Source organism: Sphingomonas sp. (assembly GCF_004799495.1).
In the GTDB taxonomy this organism is placed as follows: Bacteria; Pseudomonadota; Alphaproteobacteria; order Sphingomonadales; family Sphingomonadaceae; genus Sphingomonas.
This window is the reverse complement of record NZ_SSMY01000011.1, coordinates 384,798-401,255: the sequence shown is the minus strand read 5'-3', so window position 1 is coordinate 401,255 and position 16,458 is coordinate 384,798. Positions and strand designations below refer to the sequence as shown.

The window sequence follows — 16,458 nt, the reverse complement described above, 5'->3', positions numbered from 1 at the left end:
CATCGCAAAAACAAAGGACTTTTGTAAGGCCTTAAGTTGAGCGTGAATAGACATCCTGAGGGGTAGCACGCCATGAACTTCACTATTAGCAGATTTGGCGTATTGGCAGCGCTCGTGGTTACGGCGAGTCCTGTTCTTATAGAGGCACGGCCGTTTCCCGGTGATGGCGTTGAGACTCACACTGATGAGGTCAGATCCCGCCCGGCAATCACCCGCAGCTCGCGCACTGCACCCCGTCAACATCTGTTCAAATGGCCATTACCTATAACGCTACGCAGTGGGATTTGGAGCGGTTCCTACGCGCAGCGAGTCAAGGGCCTATCGTTGACGGCAATTGAACAAATAGACCGTAAAAGCAGAAGCCATTCTACTTCTTATATAGTCGATTTCGATTATTTTAATCAAACAGAGGACGACAAAGGAAACCAAAATAGGATTTGGACCTTCAAACTATTCAATAAGAATGGGATAGCAGTTGATAACTTTACGATAGACGTTGAGGCAATTTGCAGCAAACAAGGATATCACCATTTTAATCAGGCTGTGGACTCGAGAAAAAACTTTTTCGAAATTATCACATACGTTACTGTGATGGGCACCAAACCGCGCGGCTATGAAGGGGGGTGCGGCTACCCTGGCGGCGATTAGCGGCGGCTCGTAAATCGCTCCGAGCAGCGCTCGCATTCCACTGCCGCCCCGCGAATGATGCGCGCCGATCTCGTTTCCGGCCGCTGGAAAGGTTGGTGGAGCTGAGGGGAATCGAACCCCTGACCTCTGCAGTGCGATTGCAGCGCTCTCCCATCTGAGCTACAGCCCCGCTCCACCCCCGAACGGCGCCTGGCCGCTTGGGAGCGGTGGCCTCTAGCGATCCTTTGGAGCCTTTGCAACACGCGCCTCGTCGCGTGCGCGCGTCATATTTCGGCGAGCCGTTGGGCATGCGACGAACCGTGGGAACTTCGCTGATTCTTCCGTCGTTTGGTACGACAGGTGGGCGCGGTCTCCCCCCTTGCCGCGCCCGCCATCGAACCCCGGAGTGAAGGAGCTTTTCGATGGGCTATGACCGCTATCCGCGCGGGCGCGCGCACGACGACTGGAACCGCAGCGACACGCGCTACGGCCGCGACGACGACGATGCCGCGGCGCGCGACTATGGCGCGGGCCGCAGCCAGACGATGGGCCGCGACGATTACGGCGAGCGCGGCTATTACAGCCGCAACCGGTTGCAGGATTACGGGCGGTCGGGCGGACAATCCGGCAGCCAGTACGGCGGCGACTATCGCGGCGACGCCGGCGGCTACGGCGACTATAGTTCGATCAGCTACGGCTCGGGCTATGGCGGCAATCGTGAATATGGGCGCGACCGCAGCTATGGCGATGCGGGCCGCGGCGGATACGGCCCCAATCGCGACTATGCCCGCGAACCGCAGGGCTACGACCGCGCCAGCCGCACCTTCTTCGACCGCGCGGGCGACGAGGTCCGCTCGTGGTTCGGTGACGACGAGGCCGAGCGCCGCCGCGTCATGGACCAGCAGAACGCGCGCGACCGCGACTATCACGCGTGGCGCGAGAGCCAGATCGATGCGCTCGACCGCGACTACGACGAATATCGCCGCGAGAACCAGCAGAAGTTCTCGAACGAATTCGGCAGCTGGCGGACCGAACGGCAAGGCCAGCGCTCGGCCTTGTCGAAGGTGACCGAGCATATGGACGTGGTCGGCGCCGACGGCGTGCATATCGGGACGGTCGATAAGGTGCGCGGCGACCGCATCCTGCTGACCAAGAGCGATCCCGATGCCGGCGGGCGGCACCATTCGATCCCGTCGCGCTGGATCGAAAGCGTCGACGACAAGGTGACGGTGCGCAAGACCGCCGACGAAGCCAAGGCGCACTGGCGTGACGAGGAGCGCAGCGCGTTCTTCGGCGACGACAAGGATCGCGAAACCTTCAGCGATGGGGACGGCCAGGGCCGCATCCTCAACCGGAGCTTCTCGGGCACGTACTGAGCGGCACAAAGCGTTCGCGGGGTGGAGCCCGGGCCGGACGGTCCGGGCTCCTTTTTGTTCGGGCGTTGACCGCGCCCGCCGCGCCATCTTAGCATCGCGCCATGAGAAATATCGTCGCGGCGCTCGCGCTGATTCCGCTATGGCCAACCGCCGCCATCGCACAGGACAAGCCGGCGGCGGCGGTTGCCAGCCAACCGCGCAACGCGGGCGACCCGCTACCCGACCCGGCGACGATCACCGTTCCCGACGTGACCCCGCCGACCGACCCGAAGGTTCGGGGCGACGGCTACAAATTCTATTATTTCCACAATCCCAACGTCACTTTTGCCCAGGCCTACGACGACATTGCCGAATGCCGCGCTTTCCTGGCGCATACGAGCGCGGGCCCGGTGCCGGGGTTCGTCCCCTGGCGCGTCGGGGTCGAACGCTCGAGCGCGAGATTGACCGACAAATCCCCAACCGTCGGGCTCAGCCCCTATGGCGTGTTGGGCGACGCGATGGGGGCGATCATGGCACCCAAGATGGAACGCGGCTCGCGCAGCAACATCATGCGCCGGTGCATGGGAACGCGCGGCTACGTCCGCTACGCGATTACCGAAAGCGCGTTCGATGAGCTCAACGACGGCCCCGACGAGGATAGGCTGATCCTGATGCAGGCCAAGCTGGCATCCGGCCCGAAGCCCAATGACGAGGAAGTGACGCGATGAAACGCGCGATTGCCGGATTGATGGCGCTGACGGTGATCGCCGCGCCGGCCCTGGCCGTAAAGGACACGGCGGGGACGACCGCACTGGTCGCCGCACCCGTCGCGTTGAAGAGCGACATGGCCTATCTGTTGCTCCGCACCAGCACCGCGAAGTCGGGCATGATGTCGATCCGGCACGTCCTGCTGCGCATCCCGTCGGCGCAGGAAATCGAGGATTATAAACAGGGCCGCAAAGTCGCATCCAACTCGTTCGTCGTCGATCAGGACAAATTCCTGGAAGACGGGACGATGCGCACGCTGCTGATCGAGGTGCCGCCCGGCGAGTATCTGTTTTACGGGATCACGATCGGCGGTGGGGGACTGGTGACGTGCAATTGCCTGGGCACGGTCAAATTCGCGGCGCGAGCTGGGGTGATTACCGATCTCGGCTCGGCTTATGCCGACAAGGTCCACAAGCCGTCGCCGATCCCGCATCTCGAGGACAATCTGGGGCCGCAGATGTTCCAGTACGGCCTGATCCTGGGCGAGGCGGTCGTGCCCGCCGACGCCGCGACGCCGGTGCCCGCCGCGCTGAAGTCGCTGCCGGTGGAGCGCGCGGCGTATCGCGCGGTCGGGCAGTTCACGGGCGGGTCGAGCGTCAACCGCCTCCCGCCGATCCCCGGCGTGCTCGCTTACGTCCGCGGCAAGCCCGTCGACCCGACGACCGGCAAGCTGCCCGACTGATCATTTCGGCCAGACCGGCGTGGGGCTGGGCGTCGGCGCCGGCGCGATGGCGTTGCGCCAGATCGGCGGGATTGCGACGTCCGTGATTCGCGGATAGCCGGGGAATCGCGTGCGCGCGGTCGCGAACAAAGCTCGGGCGGTCGCGGCGCCGGGCACCGCGGCGTTCACGCCGACCCAGCGCCAGTGCCACGGCTCCCACGTCACGCCCTGGGCGTTGCCCGGCGGAAACGACAGCTCGAACCCGAATTCGGTCGCGTGTTGGAGCAGCCATTGCCCGGGTGGCGTCTTCGCGATGCAGTCGCTGACGTCGCCGCAGCCCCTGGTCAGCGGGCGAATCCCGAAATCGAGCGCATAGCCGGTGGCGTGCTCGCTATAGCCCGGCGGGCCCGAGCTCTTGGCGCGCTCGGCGGCGTTGGCGCAGCGTTTCCTGGGGCCGATCTGGCTGCAGAAGATCTGGCGCTGGCGCTCGACCGTGCGGAAGCAGGATATGCCGCGCAGCTTGCCCTTCACTGCGGGCACGAGGTTGGCGGCCGCGATCAATTGCGCCATCGCCGCGGCGGCGTCGCGGTGCATCTGGCACGGCCGGCCCGCGCCGAAATCGCCCGGAATCGTGACCAGGTCGGCGGGGTTGGCTTCGGGATAGGGCAGGTGCCCGAGCATGCGCCCGTCGGGCATCGGCTCGACGTTCTGGCCGGGGCACAGGGTGACGGGGGTGAGCGCGGTCGCGGCGGCCGGGATCAGCATCAGCAACCACGCCAACCACCGTACCCGCATCACACGCTCCACATACTCGAAGGGACAGGGTCACTGGCATAGCGGCGCGCGCGGTGGCAAGGGGCGATCATGCTTGCGGACAAAGTGTTGTTTCTCGATGGCGAGGCGCTGGTGATCGACAAGCCGGCGGGGTTGCCGGTCGATCGCCCGCGCTCGGGCGCGATCAGCCTGGAAAACCATCTCGACAGCCTGACCTTCGGGTTCAAGCGCTGGCCGGTGGCGGTGCACCGGCTCGATCAGGACACGTCGGGCTGCCTGCTGTTGTCGCGCAATCCCAAGGCGCACGCGCGGTTCCAGCAGGCGTTCGAGCAGCATCGCGTGCAGAAGCGATATCTCGCGGTGCTCGAGGGCGTGGTCGCGGGTGAGGGCGTGATCGACCTGCCGCTCGCCAAGGTTTCCACGCGCGAGGCGGGCTGGCGGATGACGGGATCGCCCGAGGGGAAGTCGGCGCGAACGGCGTGGAAGGCGTTGCGCGTGCAGGACGGCCGCTCGCTGGTCGAGTTCCGGCCCGAGACCGGGCGGACGCACCAGATACGCGTCCACGCGCTCGAGGGGCTCGGCGCGGCGGTGGTCGGCGATCCCGTGTACGGCAAAGCCGACCCGAACGGCATGCTGCTCCACGCCGCCGAACTAACCATCCCGCGCGAGGGGAAGAAGCCGATCGCGGCGAAGGCGCCGTCGCCCAATCGCTTTGCCAAGGCAGGTTTCGGTGACGCCTGAGACGCTGGACGCCGCGATCGTCGAGGAGAAGTTCCTCGCCGCGACCGGGCCGGGCGGGCAGAACGTCAACAAGGTCGCGACCGCGGTGCAGTTGCGCGTCGACGTGTTCCGGCTCGGGCTGGCACCATGGGCCTATCAGCGGTTGAAGGAACTCGCCGGGTCGAAACTGACCGCAGGCGGCGAGTTGCTGATCACCGCACGGCGCTTCCGCACGCAGGAGGCCAACCGCGCCGACGCGCGCGAGCGGCTGGCGAAGCTGGTTGCCGATGCCCATGTGCGGCAGGCGAAACGCGTCAAGACCAAGCCGAGCAAGGCGGCGAAGGCAAAGCGCGTCGACGAGAAGAAGGGCCGGAGCGCGGTGAAGGCCGGGCGCGGCAAGGTCAGGATCGATTGATGTACCAGTTCGAAGTCGCCAGCGGCTCCAAGCCCGACCTCTACCGCGACATCCTGTCGGCGATCGACGCGATCACGGCGGGCGAGCCCGATGCGGTCGCCAACATGGCCAATGCCGCGGCGATCCTGTGGGAGTATCTGCCCGACCTGAACTGGGCTGGTTTTTACCGCAACCTCGGCGACGAACTCGTGCTCGGGCCCTTCATGGGCAAAGCGGCGTGCATCCGCATTCCGCTGGGCAAGGGCGTGTGCGGCGCGGCTGCCGCCGAGCGTGCCACGCAACTGGTGGAGGACGTCTTGGCTTTCCCCGGGCATATCGCGTGCGACGCCGCGAGCCGCTCCGAACTTGTCGTGCCGATCGTCGATGGCGACCGGGTGATCGGGGTGATCGATCTGGATAGCCCCAGTCCGGCGCGGTTCGACGCCGAGGATGCCGCCGGCGTCGAGGCGATCGCGCGGATGTTAAGCGACAGGGTTAACCGCTGATTCCCGACCCAGAACGGGACGCGATTCGAACTGTCGCAAAACTGGCGGAAAACCGCGACTTTTGGTAACACGGCCCATGAACGGTCCTGCGACGTTGGTTAACGGCGCCGGTGCGGAACAGGGAGTGTTAACCATGCGAACCCTTATGATTGCTGCGGTTGTGGCGGCGATGGCCCTTGGCGGAACCGCCGCCGATGCGCAGCGACTCGGGCCGCGCGGCAAGCCGCCGATGCCCGCGCCGATGCCGATGCCGCCGCAGGGTCAGCCGATGCCGATGCCCAAACCCATGCCGACGCCCAACCGGGGCGGCTGGAATGGCGGCGGTCAGTGGAACGGCGGTGGCCAGTGGCAGCGCGGCAACCGCGGCCAATGGAACGGCCGCAGCCGCTGGGGCGGCCGGATCGGCGGCTTCTGGTGGGCCGGTGTGCAGGCACCGGGCGGCTGGAACGGCTATGTCCGGATCAAGCGCGGGCATCGCCTGCCGGCCTATTGGGTCTCGCCCAACTATATCATCAACGACTGGCAGATGTTCGGCCTGGGCGCGCCGCCCGCGGGCTATTACTGGAGCCGCTATTACAACGACGCGGTGCTGATCGACGCCAACGGCATGGTCTACGACACGATCGGCAGTGTCGATTGGGACCGTTACCAGGGCGGCTACGCCTATGACGAGGATTATGCCGGCGGCAACGGCGGTCCGGGCTACGATGCCGGGCCAGCCTATGCCGGCCCGCAGGGTCCGGGGCCGGGCTATGGCGCGCCCTATCCCGCGCCGGGCTACGGCGACGGGTCGACCGTGACGCGGACGATGGTCGTTCGTCGCGACCTTGGTACTACCCCGGGCGGTGGCTATGCCGGTGGTCCGCCGCCGATGGGCCCGGGCCCGATGCCGCGCATCGCTTATGGCGAAACCTATTATGTCTCGCCGGGCTCCGTCGTGACGGTCACGATGCCGGGCGCGGTGACGACCACCACGACCACGACCACCGAATATGTCTATGAACGCCGCGTCGTCGCGAAGCGCGTCTGGCGCAAGCCGGTCCGTGTATGGCGCCCGAAGCCGCGCTGCACGTGTGTTCGCCGCGCACCGCGGCCGATCCAAGGCAGCTGATCGTTAGCCCTTGAAGGGGGGAAAGCCGCCCGTCTCCAGCGATGGAGGCGGGCGGTTTGCTATCGACGTGGCGCCGGCCCGGCGAACGTCACCAGGCTCTCCGACCCGTCCGCCGCGACCGCCGACACGCCGACGAAATTGTCGTCGATCGGCACGTTCTTGAGCAACAACTCGGTCGAACCCGACACGTCGCGCGCCATGCTCCAGTTCTGCGTGTCGGCGCGGCGCCAGTGGACGCGGTATCTGACCGCGCCGGGGACCGGCTGCCACCGCACCGTCGTGTCGCGCGACAGCGCACCGGCGACGGTCACGCCGTCGGGCGCGGCGGGGGCGCTCGCCAGGCGACGGATCGTCGCGATGTTGATCGCGGCGACCTTCGACAGATAGGTGAAGTCCATCTTGTCGATCGTGTCGCCGTACGCGATGCCGTTTTCGGTGCGGACGTACTGGTGCTGCCCATCCCAGCGCTCGGCGGCGACGGTGAAGCGCACCGCGGGATAGCCGAGCTCGAGAAACGGCAAGTGATCGCCGCCGCGGCCGAAGCGGTCGGGGCGCCGCACGATGAACGCGTCGAGCCCGCCGGGAATGCCCGCCGCGACGCCGTCGATCGCCTTGGCCAGCGCGCGGCTCGGCCCGTCGTCCTCGCCGCCGTTGGCGCGGCGTGCGAGGTCGGCCTTCAGGTCCTCGGCGTTGCGGATGCCTTCGGAAAACACGCGTACGGTGCGGTCGGCGACCACGCCGCCTTGGCCGACCGAATTGCCGACGATGTCGTTGTTGAGCATCGCGCTGACTTGCCAGCCGCGTTCCTTCGCGGTGTCGGCGAGCAGCTTGCCGCCCCACAGCCCCTGCTCTTCGCCCGAGAACACGGCATAGACGATCGTCGCCTTGAACTTGTGGCGGGACAGGATGCGCGCCGCCTCCAGCACGACCGACACGCCCGAGGCGTCGTCGTTGGCGCCGGGCGCGTCGGCCTTGGTATCCATCACGTCGCCGACGATCGAGTCGATGTGCCCGCCGACGATCACCACGCGGTTGGGGTCGCTGCCCTTCTGGATGCCGAGCACGTCGACGATATCGACGCCGTTGGGCGCGCGCGGGCCGGTGAAATTGCGGCTGATCGTCTCGACCGTGAGGCACCCGGCGCACGCCGCGCCGATCGCCTCGAACCGCGCCTTCGCCCAGGCGCGCGCCGCGCCGATCCCGCGCCTGGGGTCATTGGGGTCCGACAGCGAATGTCGCGTGCCGAACCCGACGAGCGCGGTGACGGTCGCCTTCATCGCGGCGGGGGAGGGCGCTTCGCTTGGCGGTGCGGCGGCGGCGAGCAGGAGCGGGGCGAACAACAGGGCTTTGCGCATCGGCCGAGCGTGACTCAACCGCCTGGCATGAGCAACCCCTGACGGGCGGCAGCGCCCGGCGGGGCCTTAATTTGGGACGGGCGAGATGCGCTTGATTTCAGTCACTTGCAATTTCCGCGAACTGGCTGGAGGAGAGGCCAAAGGGGATGGCATGGACGATCGTGCGAACCGGGCGGCATTGCTTCGCCCGTTGATGGGTATTCGGTTCATCGCGGTGATGGCCGTGATCCTGCATCATTCGGGGGCGAGCTGGCTGGCGTTGCAGAGCTGGACGCCGCCGCTGGTCGACAATCTGCTGCTCAACGGCACGCTGGCGCAGGGTTTCTTCTTCGTCCTGTCGGGGTTCATCCTCCAGACGCTCTATCGGCATCGCATGGCGGAGCCCGGCGCTTGGCGGCGCTACGCCGTGTCGCGGTTTGCGCGGATTTACCCCGTCTATTTCCTGGGGGTGATCGCGGTCGCGCCCTTCGTCGCCTCGATCGGCTGGGACGCATTGCCGCAATTCCTGTTGTTGCAATGCTGGCCGCGCGAGGGGTCGGTGACCTGGGACATCTGGAACGGGCCGAGCTGGATGCTGTCGGTCGAATTCGCATTCTATCTGGTCTTCCCGTTCGTCTGCCGCCTGGTCGAGCGAATGTCGCCGCGCACGATCGCCGGCGTCGTCGCCGCCGCGACCTTGTTCATTTTCCTGACCGGAAGCGCCGGCCCGCCCGGCGGTACGCTAGGCCCCGATTGGGTGCGCACGGTGCCGCTGCCGATCCTGCGCTTCCCCGAATTTCTCGCCGGTGTGGCGATCGCGGAATGGCAGGCGCGGCGCGGGATACGGCCGATAGTGTTGCCGCCGGGGACGGCGCTGATCGGTTTCGCGATCGTGCTGATGTTCCCGTCGTATCCGCAGCAAGCGGCGGTCGCGATCGTGTTCTCGACGCTGATGACGATCGGGCTCGCCAACAATCGGCGGGCGATGTTCACCCGGATGCTCGACGCGAAGCCTGCCATCCTGCTCGGCGCGGCGAGCTATTCGATGTACATGCTGGCGGTTCCGGTCCACGCCGCGCTGAGTGCGACGCGCCTCGGCCACGGCGTTCTGCTGCTGCAATATCCGTTGATCATCGGCGCGGCGATCGCGCTGCTGTTCGTGTACGAGAATCCGATGCGCCGGTGGATCAACGGGTGGTCGCGACCGCCGACGGTGGCGCCGCCGGTTACCGAAACGCTGGCGCTGGATATCGCGGAGACGGCGCCGGTGAGCGCCGCGAAGGCCTAACTCAACCGGTCGATCGCCTCGCGGTCGAGGCTGCCGGGGATGATCATGATCGGCACGCGCAGCGTGCCCGCGTCCGCGCCGGCGAAGTGCGCGACCAGCGGGCCGGGTGCGCCGCTCGCCGCCGCGCCGAGCACCAAGGCGGCGATTTCGGGATTGGCGTCGATCATCTCGTGGATGATCTTCGGCCCGTCGCCCTCGCGCACGGTGATCGCGGGCTTGAGTCCCGATTCCTCGAACAGCGTGCCCGCCGCGCCCGCGACCAGCGCCTCGGCGTGCTGGCGCGCTTCGGCTTCGATCGTCGCCTGGACGCCGCCGAACGCGATGAATTCCTGCGGCGGCATCAGCGCGAGGATCTCGACCCCGCCGCCGGTCTTGACCGCACGCCGCGCGGCGAAGCGCAACGCGACTTCCGCCTCAGGCGTGTCGTCGATCACCACCAGGTAGATGCGCATTGCCGATAGCCCCTCTTGCTGGTGCGATAGGTGGCGCGGAACCGTGCCTCGCGCAAGCGCGCGGTCTTGACCCGAACCTTGGGCGGGGCGAAAGCGTTGGGGAACGGTCCGCCTCCCCAGGACGCTGCCCCAAGAGGACGAAGAATGCCCATCGAGATCAAGATGCCCGCTTTGTCGCCGACGATGGAGGAGGGCACGCTCGCCAAGTGGCTGGTCAAGGCGGGGGACAGCGTCAAGTCGGGCGACCTGATGGCCGAGATCGAGACCGACAAGGCGACGATGGAATTCGAGGCGGTCGACGAAGGCGTGATCGCCGAGATCGTCGTGCCCGAGGGTACCGACAACGTGAAGGTCGGCGCGGTGATCGCGATCCTGGCGGGCGAGGGTGAGGATGCGTCGGCCGCGAAGGCGGCGCCTGCGCCGAAGAAGGACGACCCCAAAGGCCCTCTCCCCTCGGGAGAGGGTGGCGCGCCGAAGGCGTCGCCGGGTGAGGGCAAGGTCGAAGCGGCCAGCGGTTCGACCCAGCCCTCACCCCGAGCCGATGCTGGCGCATCGTCTAGCCCCTCTCCTGGGGGGAGAGGGGAAGGGCGCGTCAAGGCGTCGCCGCTCGCCCGGCGAATTGCGGCGGAGAAGGGGATCGAGATTTCGGCGCTGAGCGGCTCCGGCCCCAACGGGCGGATCGTCAAGGCCGACGTCGAGGGCGCCAAGCCCGGCGCCGCCCCCGCGCAGGCCGGCACGGTATCGGCGGCGGAAGCGCCCGTCGCGGCGGCCAAGCCCGCGACCGTTCCCGACATCCCGCACGAGGCGACCAAGCTCTCCAACGTGCGCAAGACGATCGCGCGCCGCCTGACCGAATCGAAGCAAACCGTTCCGCACATCTACCTGACGGTCGACATTCGGCTCGACGCGCTGCTCAAGCTGCGCGGCGACCTCAACAAGAGCCTTGAAGCTCGCCAAATGAAGCTGTCGGTCAACGACCTGATCATCAAGGCTCTGGCGGCCAGCCTGATCGCGGTGCCCAAGTGCAACGTGATGTTCACGCCCGACCAATTGATCAGCTTCAGCCGCGCGGACATTTCGGTCGCGGTATCGACGCCGTCGGGGCTGATCACGCCGATCATCGCGAGCGCCAACACCAAGGGCGTCGCGGCGATCTCGACCGAGATGAAGGACTTGGCCGCGCGCGCGCGCGACAACAAGCTCGCTCCGCACGAATATCAGGGTGGTACCGCCAGCCTGTCCAACATGGGCATGTTCGGGATTAAGCAGTTCGAAGCGGTCATCAACCCGCCGCAGGGGATGATCATGGCGATCGGCGCGGGCGAGAAGCGGCCGTATGTGATCGACGATGCGCTGGGCGTCGCGACGGTGATGTCGGCGACCGGCAGCTTCGATCACCGCGCGATCGACGGAGCCGACGGCGCCGAGCTGATGCAGGCGTTCAAGGCGCTGATCGAGAACCCGCTGGGCATGCTGGCCTGAGGGGGCGGGCAGCGTGTCCGGCCACACCATCGCCGAATTCTGCTACATGATCGCCAGTGCGGTGGTGACGTGGTGCATCGCGTGGTGCGCGGCGTGGAGCTATCCGCTCGGTGCCGACACGATCTGGCCGATCGCCTGGGTATCGATCGCGTTCGTCGTGGGCCTGGGGTTCAAGCCGTTCTGGGATTCGTGGACCGCCGACCGGCTGCGCGCGCGGCAGAGCGCGGATGACTGAGGCGCCACCGGACCGCGCGCCCGACATCCGCGTGACGGTGATGGCGGCCGACGCCAACCCCTATGGCACCGCGTTCGTCGGCTGGCTGTTCGGCCAGATGGCGCTAGCGGGCGGAAGTTTGGCGTCGCGCCTGACCGGCAAGCGCGCGCCGGTGGTCGCGGCGGACGGGTTCAAGTTCCTCGCGCCTGTCGATGTCGGCGATGAGCTATCGGTTTGGGCCGAGGTCGCGGGCGAGGGGAAGACCTCCCTCACCATCGCGACACAAGCATGGAAACGCGACCGGCATGGCGAATCGGTGGCGCGCGTTGCAGAAGGGCAATTTGTGTTTGTCGGGGTGGATCAATGAATCCCTCCCCCATTTCGGGGGAGGGAGGGGCCCGCCGCGCAGCGGTGGGAGGGAGAGGGCGCGCGCTCGCCAGAGCGCGCGAAATGCGAAAGAACCCTACCGAAGCCGAGCGTGCGTTGTGGCGATTGCTCCGCAACAAGCGGCTGGCGGGCTGGAAGTGGAAACGTCAACAGCAGCTCGACGGCTACATTGTCGACTTCGTATGTTTCGAAGCGCGGTTGATCGTTGAGGCAGACGGATCGCAACATATCGACAGCGCGTACGATGCCGCGCGTGATGCCTATCTGAGGGCGCAGCGATTCCGACTGATGCGGTTCTACAACAATGACATCTTGGCGCGGGCGGATGCGGTCCTAATCTCTATTCTCGATTCGCTTCAAAGCGACGAGACCGGCATCGAGCCGGCCTCGCCGCTGACCCCTCTCCCCCGGCCCTCCCCCGCAAGGGGGGAGGGAGAAGAAGGAACTCCCCAGTGGCTGACACCTACGACCTCATCGTTCTCGGCTCCGGGCCCGGCGGCTATGTCGCGGCGATCCGCGCGGCGCAGCTCGGGCTGAAGACCGCGATCGTCGAGCGCGAACTGCTCGGCGGGATCTGCCTCAACTGGGGGTGCATCCCGACCAAGGCGTTGCTGCGCTCGGCGGAGATTTTTCACTACATGCAGCACGCCAAGGATTACGGGCTCGCCGCGGAGGAGATTTCGGCCGACCTCGACGCCGTCGTGAAGCGCTCGCGCGGGGTCGCGAAGCAGCTCAACCAGGGCGTCACGCACCTGATGAAGAAGAACAAGATCGCGGTGCACATGGGGACGGGCAAGCTGCTCGGTGGCGGCAAGATCGAGGTCACGGGCGACAAGGGCAAGGAAACGATTGCTGCCAAGAACATCATCGTCGCGACCGGCGCGCGGGCGCGCGACCTGCCCGGCACGCCCGCCGACGGCAAGCGCGTCTGGACGTATCGCCACGCGATGACGCCCAGCGAGATGCCGTCGAAGCTGCTGGTGATCGGGTCGGGCGCGATCGGGATCGAGTTCGCCAGCTTCTACAAGGACATGGGCGCCGAGGTGACGGTGGTCGAAATGCTCGACCGGATCGTGCCGGTCGAGGATGCCGACGTCTCCGCCTTCCTGGAGAAAGCGCTCAAGAAGCAGGGCATGACGATCATGACCAAGGCCGGAGTCGAGAAGCTCGAGGTCGGCGCGTCGGGGGTCAAGGCGACGATCAAGGACAAGGACGGCAAGACCGCGACGTCCGAATTCAGCCACGTCATCGTCGCGATCGGCATCGTGCCCAACACCGAGAATACCGGGCTGGAGGCGCTGGGCGTCGCGATGGACCGCGGGTTCGTGAAGACCGGGCCCGACTGCCAGACCAATGTCCCCGGCCTGTACGCGATCGGCGACATCACCGCGCCGCCCTGGCTCGCGCACAAGGCGAGCCACGAGGGCGTGATCGCGGCGGAGGCGATCGCGGGCAAGCATCCGCACGCGATGGACCCGCGCAACATTCCGGGCTGCACCTATTGCCACCCGCAGATCGCCAGCGTCGGGCTGACCGAGGCGAAGGCGAAGGAAGCCGGGTACGAGGTCAAGGCCGGCACCTTCCCGTTCATCGGCAACGGCAAGGCGATCGCGCTGGGCGAGGCCGAAGGGTTCGTGAAGACCGTGTTCGACGCCAAGACAGGCGAGCTGCTCGGCGCGCACATGGTCGGCGCCGAGGTGACCGAGATGATCCAGGGCTACACCGTGGGCAAGACGCTGGAGACGACCGAGACCGAGCTGATGGAAACGGTATTCCCGCACCCGACGATCAGCGAGGCGATGCACGAAAGCGTGCTCGCGGCATACGGGCGGGCGCTGCACATTTGACCGACGAGACATTGCGCGCGTCCCAGTGGTGAAATAAGTTTGCGCGTCGATCGGTAGGGGGGACACAATGCGCATTGCATCACTGGTGATGGCATTCGCCTTCACGCTTGGCTCGCCGGCTTTCGCGCAATCGTCGGACGCGTACAAGGCTGGGCGGGCGGCCGCCGATCGGGGGGATTATGCGACTGCCGTCCCCAAGTTGAAACAAGCGTGCGACGGCGGCGACACATGGGCCTGCACCGACCTCGGGGTGATGTACGAAAACGGGCGGGGCGTGACCGCGGACCTTGCGTCTGCGGTTTCGTTGTACCGGCGCGCCTGCGACGGCGGCGACGCGCTCGGCTGCAAAAGCCTCGGGTACATGTACAGCAACGGCAGGGGCGTGCCGCGCGATTATGCCCGCGCGTTCGCGCTGTACCAGCAGGCCTGCACCGGGGGTGAGGCGGTCGGCTGCACCAATCTCGGATTTCTGTACGGCGCGGGCCGGGGCGTGCCCAAGGACGATGCCAAGGCGGTGGCGTTGTACGAGCAGGGATGCAACGGCGGCAACGCGCTCGGGTGCAGCAACGCCGGCAACATGTATGCCACCGGGCAAGGCGTCGCACAGAGCTATGCCCGCGCGGCGACGTTCTTGCAGCGGGGATGCGACGGCGGCGAGGCGGGCGCCTGCCACAATCTGGCCGTGCTGCTCGAAAGCGGCCAAGGCGTCGCCAAGGATGTGCCGCGCGCGATCGAGACGTACCGCAAGGCGTTGACGCTCAACCCGTCGGCGGAGCTTGCCGGCAAAATCAGGGCGCGGATCACGGCGCTGGGAGGGCAGCCATAGAAGGCGCGGACCGGTGTCGTTCCATCCCGCCACGCCGATATCGCGTCGCACGCTGACGGCAACGCGATATCTCGTGCCTTGCGCATTCTTGCTGCTCGGTGCCGCGCCCGCGCCCGATCTTTCCAGCGCCGATTACGCGTCCGACGCCAGGTCGCTCGCGAGGCTGATCGCCGACAATTACGCCTATCTCGACGATTTGCCCGGCGGCGCGGTGCCGTCGTCACCGCAACTCACCGCCGAGCGCGACGCGGTGCACGACCATGATTCGCTGCTCCATTACGCCGAGGACATGATCGCGGCGCTGGCCGATCATCACGCGCTGACCGGCAGCTCGTTCAAAGATGATTGGGGCATCGTGCCGAGCTACGCCGACATCTGGATCGTGAAATCGGGCGATGCGTACGTCGTCGACGCGGTGAAGGACGGGAGCATCGCCGCGAAGGCGGGCGTGCGCGTCGGCGAGCGGCTGGTGAAAGCCGACGGCCAGCCGATCGACGCGGCGGTGGCGGTGTTCTGGTCGCGAATGGGGTTGCAGCCCGTTGGCGAGCGTGCGCCGTTCGCCGCGCGTGTCATCGCGACCGGGCGACGCGACCGGCCGCGCGTGCTGACCTTCGCCGGACCGCAGGGCGAGCGGACGCTGACGCTCGACAGCCTCTACAAGGACCAGCCCGACCGGCCCGCACTGACCGTGACGACCGCGAAGGGCGTGACGACGATCCGCTTCAACAATTCGATCGGCGACCTCGGCACGATCAAGGCGTTCGACGCGGTTATGGCGAGCGTGCCTGCGAAGGCGCCGGTGGTAATCGACGTGAGCGACGTGCCGTCGGGCGGCACGACCGCGATCGCGCGCGCGGTGATGGGGTGGTTCGTAACGCGCCCGATGCCCTACCAGATGCACCAGCTGCCCTCGGAAGAACGCGAGACCGGGATCAGACGGCAGTGGGTCGAATACGTCCTGCCGCGTGTCGGCAAATATCATCCCGGCCCGGTCAGCGTGCGCGCCGGGCGCTGGACCGGGAGCATGGGCGAGGGGCTGGCGGTCGGTTTCCTCGCAATCGGCAAGCCGGTGTGCGGCGGGCGGATGGCGGGGCTGAAGGGCGCGGTGTACGATTTCGACCTGCCCAAGACGGGCTTGCGCGTGAAATTCCCGGCGGAGCGGATCTACACCGTCGCCGGCGCGCCGCGCGAGAAGGTCGTATTGCCGCGCTGCGGCTAACGCGCGGCGAATTCGCCCATCAGCTTCTGATAGTCCTCCATCGGCGGGAATTTCTCGTACGGGTGGGGCGATCCGGCGAGCGCCCAGGGAAGCGCCTCGCTGGTATAGGTCTCGGCGAACGGCACGAACCAGGACGGATCGTCGAGCATCGTCGCGCGGACGTTGACCACGCCCATCGCGGGCGGGACTTCGGTGAAGATCCAGCTCTTGCACCAGTCGCAATGCTGGTGCCGGCCCTGATCGCCGTGCATCCCGCCGACGACCGTCTCACCTCTAGTCACCGCGAACCCGTCGATCGGCACGATGACGGTCGTCGAAAACGCGCTGCCCGTCATGCGCTGACACCCGGTGCAATGGCAGATCGTCGTCATCATCGGCGGCCGCGTGATTTCAAAGCGCACCTTGCCGCAGCGGCAACCGCCCGCCATCGGTAACGTCCAATCGGGCATGGCAATCCTCCGTCTGATCGTGCAGCGTCGGCATATAACGACAG

20 protein-coding genes and 1 tRNA gene are annotated in these 16,458 nt (G+C 66.8%); 16 read left to right on the top strand and 5 right to left on the bottom strand.

Annotation, left to right across the window (positions count from 1 at the left end; translation table 11 throughout):
* Positions 1-72: 72 nt before the first annotated feature.
* Positions 73-648, top strand: coding sequence for a hypothetical protein (locus E7773_RS13475; protein ID WP_293992182.1), 576 nt, complete (start codon positions 73-75; stop codon positions 646-648).
* A gap of 93 nt (positions 649-741) precedes the next feature.
* On the opposite strand, the gene E7773_RS13470 is transcribed toward E7773_RS13475, so the two are convergent.
* Positions 742-817: transfer RNA gene (locus tag E7773_RS13470), tRNA-Ala, on the bottom strand.
* A 232-nt stretch (positions 818-1,049) separates the two neighbouring features.
* Between E7773_RS13470 and E7773_RS13465 the strand changes: the two genes are divergently transcribed.
* The 3 genes from E7773_RS13465 to E7773_RS13455 all read left to right on the top strand — a co-directional run bounded on the left by E7773_RS13465 (position 1,050) and on the right by E7773_RS13455 (position 3,432).
* Entirely contained in the window at positions 1,050-2,003 is a 954-nt protein-coding gene (locus E7773_RS13465) for a DUF2171 domain-containing protein (RefSeq protein WP_293992180.1), read from the top strand.
* Between the two features lie 101 nt (positions 2,004-2,104).
* Positions 2,105-2,710 (top strand): hypothetical protein, encoded by a 606-nt coding sequence (locus tag E7773_RS13460; protein WP_293992178.1) that lies wholly within the window; start codon positions 2,105-2,107, stop codon positions 2,708-2,710.
* Positions 2,707-3,432 carry a hypothetical protein gene (locus E7773_RS13455; RefSeq protein WP_293992175.1) on the top strand — a complete coding sequence of 242 codons (726 nt, stop codon included), beginning with the start codon at positions 2,707-2,709 and terminating at the stop codon, positions 3,430-3,432. Before E7773_RS13460 ends, E7773_RS13455 begins: the two co-directional genes overlap by 4 nt.
* Here the strand turns inward: E7773_RS13455 and E7773_RS13450 are convergent, their stop codons facing one another.
* A complete protein-coding gene (locus E7773_RS13450) occupies positions 3,433-4,206 on the bottom strand; it encodes a M15 family metallopeptidase (RefSeq protein ID WP_293992173.1) in 774 nt (257 codons plus the stop codon).
* A gap of 69 nt (positions 4,207-4,275) precedes the next feature.
* Here E7773_RS13450 and E7773_RS13445 point away from each other — a divergent pair, with 69 nt between their 5' ends.
* The 4 genes from E7773_RS13445 (at position 4,276) to E7773_RS13430 (ending at position 6,916) form a co-directional block, all read left to right on the top strand.
* Entirely contained in the window at positions 4,276-4,926 is a 651-nt protein-coding gene (locus E7773_RS13445; protein ID WP_293992171.1) for an RNA pseudouridine synthase, read from the top strand.
* Positions 4,916-5,320: an alternative ribosome rescue aminoacyl-tRNA hydrolase ArfB gene (gene arfB / locus E7773_RS13440; protein ID WP_293992169.1), complete on the top strand. Its 405-nt coding sequence runs from the start codon at positions 4,916-4,918 to the stop codon at positions 5,318-5,320. The genes E7773_RS13445 and arfB overlap by 11 nt, the downstream gene beginning before the upstream one ends.
* Positions 5,320-5,805, top strand: coding sequence for a GAF domain-containing protein (locus tag E7773_RS13435; RefSeq protein WP_293992167.1), 486 nt, complete (start codon positions 5,320-5,322; stop codon positions 5,803-5,805). The genes arfB and E7773_RS13435 overlap by 1 nt, the downstream gene beginning before the upstream one ends.
* Positions 5,806-5,938: 133 nt before the next feature.
* A complete protein-coding gene (locus tag E7773_RS13430; protein ID WP_293992165.1) occupies positions 5,939-6,916 on the top strand; it encodes an RcnB family protein in 978 nt (325 codons plus the stop codon).
* Positions 6,917-6,975: 59 nt separating this feature from the next.
* On the opposite strand, the gene E7773_RS13425 is transcribed toward E7773_RS13430, so the two are convergent.
* Complete coding sequence (locus E7773_RS13425) at positions 6,976-8,271, bottom strand: M28 family metallopeptidase (protein ID WP_293992163.1); 1,296 nt, start codon at positions 8,269-8,271, stop codon at positions 6,976-6,978.
* Between the two features lie 151 nt (positions 8,272-8,422).
* Here E7773_RS13425 and E7773_RS13420 point away from each other — a divergent pair, with 151 nt between their 5' ends.
* Positions 8,423-9,538, top strand: coding sequence for an acyltransferase (locus E7773_RS13420; RefSeq protein WP_293992161.1), 1,116 nt, complete (start codon positions 8,423-8,425; stop codon positions 9,536-9,538).
* On the opposite strand, the gene E7773_RS13415 is transcribed toward E7773_RS13420, so the two are convergent.
* On the bottom strand, positions 9,535-9,990 hold the full coding sequence (locus tag E7773_RS13415) for a universal stress protein (RefSeq protein WP_293992159.1): 456 nt from the start codon (positions 9,988-9,990) through the stop codon (positions 9,535-9,537). The genes E7773_RS13420 and E7773_RS13415 overlap by 4 nt on opposite strands.
* A 144-nt stretch (positions 9,991-10,134) precedes the next feature.
* Here E7773_RS13415 and E7773_RS13410 point away from each other — a divergent pair, with 144 nt between their 5' ends.
* The 7 genes from E7773_RS13410 to E7773_RS13380 all read left to right on the top strand — a co-directional run bounded on the left by E7773_RS13410 (position 10,135) and on the right by E7773_RS13380 (position 15,965).
* On the top strand, positions 10,135-11,472 hold the full coding sequence (locus E7773_RS13410) for a pyruvate dehydrogenase complex dihydrolipoamide acetyltransferase (RefSeq protein WP_293992157.1): 1,338 nt from the start codon (positions 10,135-10,137) through the stop codon (positions 11,470-11,472).
* 13 nt (positions 11,473-11,485) lie between these two features.
* On the top strand, positions 11,486-11,707 hold the full coding sequence (locus tag E7773_RS13405; protein ID WP_293992155.1) for a hypothetical protein: 222 nt from the start codon (positions 11,486-11,488) through the stop codon (positions 11,705-11,707).
* Positions 11,700-12,053, top strand: a complete 354-nt coding sequence (locus tag E7773_RS13400; RefSeq protein WP_293992153.1) for a hotdog domain-containing protein — start codon at positions 11,700-11,702, stop codon at positions 12,051-12,053. Before E7773_RS13405 ends, E7773_RS13400 begins: the two co-directional genes overlap by 8 nt.
* Positions 11,975-12,610, top strand: coding sequence for a DUF559 domain-containing protein (locus tag E7773_RS13395; RefSeq protein WP_363130449.1), 636 nt, complete (start codon positions 11,975-11,977; stop codon positions 12,608-12,610). Before E7773_RS13400 ends, E7773_RS13395 begins: the two co-directional genes overlap by 79 nt.
* A complete protein-coding gene (gene lpdA / locus E7773_RS13390; protein ID WP_293992148.1) occupies positions 12,526-13,920 on the top strand; it encodes a dihydrolipoyl dehydrogenase in 1,395 nt (464 codons plus the stop codon). Before E7773_RS13395 ends, lpdA begins: the two co-directional genes overlap by 85 nt.
* A gap of 67 nt (positions 13,921-13,987) precedes the next feature.
* Entirely contained in the window at positions 13,988-14,746 is a 759-nt protein-coding gene (locus E7773_RS13385) for a tetratricopeptide repeat protein (protein WP_293992145.1), read from the top strand.
* Positions 14,747-14,819: 73 nt separating this feature from the next.
* Complete coding sequence (locus E7773_RS13380; protein WP_293992143.1) at positions 14,820-15,965, top strand: PDZ domain-containing protein; 1,146 nt, start codon at positions 14,820-14,822, stop codon at positions 15,963-15,965.
* On the opposite strand, the gene E7773_RS13375 is transcribed toward E7773_RS13380, so the two are convergent.
* Complete coding sequence (locus tag E7773_RS13375) at positions 15,962-16,414, bottom strand: GFA family protein (RefSeq protein WP_293992141.1); 453 nt, start codon at positions 16,412-16,414, stop codon at positions 15,962-15,964. The genes E7773_RS13380 and E7773_RS13375 overlap by 4 nt on opposite strands.
* Positions 16,415-16,458: the final 44 nt, after the last annotated feature.

Bases quoted from the DNA above. Each gene is read 5' to 3' on its own strand.
- E7773_RS13475 (WP_293992182.1), top strand. From the start codon at position 73: ATGAACTTCACTATTAGCAGATTTGGCGTATTGGCAGCGCTCGTGGTT.
- E7773_RS13465 (WP_293992180.1), top strand. From the start codon at position 1,050: ATGGGCTATGACCGCTATCCGCGCGGGCGCGCGCACGACGACTGGAAC.
- E7773_RS13460 (WP_293992178.1), top strand. From the start codon at position 2,105: ATGAGAAATATCGTCGCGGCGCTCGCGCTGATTCCGCTATGGCCAACC.
- E7773_RS13455 (WP_293992175.1), top strand. From the start codon at position 2,707: ATGAAACGCGCGATTGCCGGATTGATGGCGCTGACGGTGATCGCCGCG.
- E7773_RS13450 (WP_293992173.1), bottom strand. From the start codon at position 4,206: ATGCGGGTACGGTGGTTGGCGTGGTTGCTGATGCTGATCCCGGCCGCC.
- E7773_RS13445 (WP_293992171.1), top strand. From the start codon at position 4,276: ATGCTTGCGGACAAAGTGTTGTTTCTCGATGGCGAGGCGCTGGTGATC.
- E7773_RS13435 (WP_293992167.1), top strand. From the start codon at position 5,320: ATGTACCAGTTCGAAGTCGCCAGCGGCTCCAAGCCCGACCTCTACCGC.
- E7773_RS13430 (WP_293992165.1), top strand. From the start codon at position 5,939: ATGCGAACCCTTATGATTGCTGCGGTTGTGGCGGCGATGGCCCTTGGC.
- E7773_RS13425 (WP_293992163.1), bottom strand. From the start codon at position 8,271: ATGCGCAAAGCCCTGTTGTTCGCCCCGCTCCTGCTCGCCGCCGCCGCA.
- E7773_RS13420 (WP_293992161.1), top strand. From the start codon at position 8,423: ATGGACGATCGTGCGAACCGGGCGGCATTGCTTCGCCCGTTGATGGGT.
- E7773_RS13415 (WP_293992159.1), bottom strand. From the start codon at position 9,990: ATGCGCATCTACCTGGTGGTGATCGACGACACGCCTGAGGCGGAAGTC.
- E7773_RS13410 (WP_293992157.1), top strand. From the start codon at position 10,135: ATGCCCATCGAGATCAAGATGCCCGCTTTGTCGCCGACGATGGAGGAG.
- E7773_RS13400 (WP_293992153.1), top strand. From the start codon at position 11,700: ATGACTGAGGCGCCACCGGACCGCGCGCCCGACATCCGCGTGACGGTG.
- E7773_RS13395 (WP_363130449.1), top strand. From the start codon at position 11,975: ATGGAAACGCGACCGGCATGGCGAATCGGTGGCGCGCGTTGCAGAAGG.
- E7773_RS13385 (WP_293992145.1), top strand. From the start codon at position 13,988: ATGCGCATTGCATCACTGGTGATGGCATTCGCCTTCACGCTTGGCTCG.
- E7773_RS13375 (WP_293992141.1), bottom strand. From the start codon at position 16,414: ATGCCCGATTGGACGTTACCGATGGCGGGCGGTTGCCGCTGCGGCAAG.